The organism is Alishewanella agri BL06 (genome assembly GCF_000272005.1).
Lineage (GTDB): Bacteria > Pseudomonadota > Gammaproteobacteria > Enterobacterales > Alteromonadaceae > Alishewanella > Alishewanella agri.
Genome location: NZ_AKKU01000005.1, coordinates 1 through 2983, shown reverse-complemented (window position 1 = coordinate 2983; position 2983 = coordinate 1). Strand labels below are relative to the sequence as shown.

The 2983-nt window shown below is 51.7% G+C and carries 1 rRNA gene; it reads right to left on the bottom strand.

The window, feature by feature from the left end:
- Nucleotides 1-57 precede the first annotated feature (57 nt).
- Nucleotides 58-2944, bottom strand: a 23S ribosomal RNA gene (locus AGRI_RS16810).
- Nucleotides 2945-2983 lie beyond the last annotated feature (39 nt).

Here is a 2983-nt window from a genome sequence, read left to right as displayed (position 1 = left end):
TTAGCAAGCTGATTGTTTGCACACTGTATTCTTTCTTTAAAACATCTTGGGCGTTGTATGGTTAAGCCTCTCGGGCAATTAGTATGAGTTAGCTCAACGCCTCGCAGCGCTTCCACACCTCACCTATCAACGTTGTGGTCTCCAACGACCCTTTAGTACCCTCAGGGGGTAAGGGATAACTCATCTTGTGGCCGGCTTCCCGCTTAGATGCTTTCAGCGGTTATCCGTTCCGAACATAGCTACCGGGCAGTGCCATTGGCATGACAACCCGAACACCAGCGGTTCGTTCACTCCGGTCCTCTCGTACTAGGAGCAACTCCACTCAATTATCCAACGCCCACGGCAGATAGGGACCGAACTGTCTCACGACGTTCTAAACCCAGCTCGCGTACCACTTTAAATGGCGAACAGCCATACCCTTGGGACCGACTTCAGCCCCAGGATGTGATGAGCCGACATCGAGGTGCCAAACACCGCCGTCGATATGAACTCTTGGGCGGTATCAGCCTGTTATCCCCGGAGTACCTTTTATCCGTTGAGCGATGGCCCTTCCATACAGAACCACCGGATCACTATGACCTACTTTCGTACCTGCTCGACGTGTCTGTCTCGCAGTTAAGCTGGCTTCTACCATTACACTAACCGTACGATGTCCGACCGTACTTAGCCAACCTTCGTGCTCCTCCGTTACGCTTTAGGAGGAGACCGCCCCAGTCAAACTACCCACCAGACACTGTCCGCAATCCCGATTCAGGGACCTACGTTAGAACATCAAACATACAAGGGTGGTATTTCAAGGACGGCTCCACCAGGACTAGCGTCCCAGCTTCAAAGCCTCCCACCTATCCTACACATGTAGGGTCAATGTTCAGTGCCAAGCTATAGTAAAGGTTCACGGGGTCTTTCCGTCTAGCCGCGGGTATACGGCATCTTCACCGCAATTTCAATTTCACTGAGTCTCGGCTGGAGACAGCCTGGCCATCATTACACCATTCGTGCAGGTCGGAACTTACCCGACAAGGAATTTCGCTACCTTAGGACCGTTATAGTTACGGCCGCCGTTTACCGGGGCTTCGATCAAGAGCTTCGCTTGCGCTAACCCCATCAATTAACCTTCCGGCACCGGGCAGGTGTCACACCCTATACGTCCACTTACGTGTTTGCAGAGTGCTGTGTTTTTAATAAACAGTTGCAGCCAGCTGGTCACTGCGACTCTCACGTGCTTACGGAGCAAGTCCTTCACACACAAGAGCGTACCTTCTCCCGAAGTTACGGTACTATTTTGCCTAGTTCCTTCAGCCGAGTTCTCTCAAGCGCCTTGGTATGCTCTACCTGACCACCTGTGTCGGTTTAGGGTACGGTCACCAATACCTGAAGCTTAGAGGCTTTTCCTGGAAGCAGAGCGTCAGCAACTTCGTCACCGTAGTGACTCGTCTCGTGTCTCAGTCTTAGGCGTCCGGATTTTCCTAAACACCCAACCTACACACTTTCACGCGGACTACCAACGCCGCGCTTGCCTAGCTTTCTCCGTCCCCCCATCGCAGTATTGGCCGGTACGGGAATATTAACCCGTTTCCCATCGACTACGCCTTTCAGCCTCGCCTTAGGGGCCGACTCACCCTACCCTGATTAGCATGGGATAGGAAACCCTTGGTCTTTCGGCGGGGAAGTTTTTCACTCCCCTTATCGTTACTCATGTCAGCATTCGCACTTCTGATACCTCCAGCATGCCTCCCGGCACACCTTCGCAGGCTTACAGAACGCTCCTCTACCACTCATCCATAGGATGAATCCGCAGCTTCGGTGGATGATTTTAGCCCCGTTACATCTTCCGCGCAGGCCGACTCGACTAGTGAGCTATTACGCTTTCTTTAAAGGATGGCTGCTTCTAAGCCAACCTCCTAGCTGTCTATGCCTTCCCACATCGTTTTCCACTTAATCATCACTTTGGGACCTTAGCTGGCGGTCTGGGTTGTTTCCCTTTTCACGACGGACGTTAGCACCCGCCGTGTGTCTCCCGAGTAGTACTCACCGGTATTCGGAGTTTGCATGGGGTTGGTAAGTCGGGATGACCCCCTAGCCCAAACAGTGCTCTACCCCCGGTGGTATTCGCTCGAGGCGCTACCTAAATAGCTTTCGAGGAGAACCAGATATCTCCGAGCTTGATTAGCCTTTCACTCCAAGCCACAAGTCATCCCCTACTTTTTCAACAGTAGTGGGTTCGGTCCTCCAATTAGTGTTACCCAATCTTCAACCTGCTCATGGCTAGATCGCCCGGTTTCGGGTCTACACCCTGCAACTATTCGCCCAGTTAAGACTCGGTTTCCCTACGGCTCCCCTATTCGGTTAACCTCGCTACAGAATGTAAGTCGCTGACCCATTATACAAAAGGTACGCAGTCACCCAACAAAGTGGGCTCCCACTGCTTGTACGTACACGGTTTCAGGTTCTATTTCACTCCTCTTACAGAGGTTCTTTTCGCCTTTCCCTCACGGTACTGGTTCACTATCGGTCAGTCAGGAGTATTTAGCCTTGGAGGATGGTCCCCCCATCTTCAAACAGGATACCACGTGTCCCGTCCTACTCGTTTTCACTATAAAGGTGTTGTCGTGTACGGGGCTATCACCCTGTATCGCTCAGCTTTCCAGATGATTCCACTAACACCAATCTAGCTTAAAGGGCTAGTCCGCGTTCGCTCGCCGCTACTAACGGAATCTCGGTTGATTTCTTTTCCTCGGGGTACTTAGATGTTTCAGTTCTCCCGGTTTGCCTCCTTAACCTATGTATTCAGTTAAGGATAGTGAGTAAACTCACTGGGTTTCCCCATTCGGATATCTACGGTTCAGCGCCTCTTACCGGCTCCCCATAGCTTTTCGCAGGTTAGTACGTCCTTCATCGCCTCTGACTGCCAAGGCATCCACCGTGTACGCTTAGTCACTTAACCATACAACCCCAAAATGTCTTTTAAAGTCGTACAGTGTGC